The sequence below is a fragment of the Chryseobacterium sp. SIMBA_038 genome, from assembly GCF_046535115.1.
Lineage (GTDB): Bacteria > Bacteroidota > Bacteroidia > Flavobacteriales > Weeksellaceae > Chryseobacterium.
Window position 1 is genome coordinate 1 of sequence record NZ_JAWRXH010000441.1, and the last position, 236, is coordinate 236.

Genomic DNA, 236 nt, shown 5'->3' on the forward strand with positions numbered 1-236 from the left:
GTCCATCTACTCAAACCTATACCTCTATCAGTGAAACTAGTACGCCCAATACAGGTTTTAGTACAGCAAGTATAAGTAATATTGAACCTAGTCGATGTATTGCTTATAAAATTTCTGCTACCAATCGCACCAATGTGAATATTGACAATTTTATTATGCGAGATACGTTGCAACAAAAGGGCGTCAGCGGCGCTACTGTAACATCTGTACTTGCTAATCCAGCACTTTCTACAATT

Annotated in this window: 1 protein-coding gene; it reads left to right on the plus strand. The window is 38.1% G+C overall.

All coding sequences use genetic code 11. The features are described 5' to 3' along the window. Window positions 1-236, plus strand: a 236-nt coding sequence (locus SB689_RS24200; RefSeq protein WP_410694558.1) for a hypothetical protein, incomplete at both ends; no start/stop codon positions are given.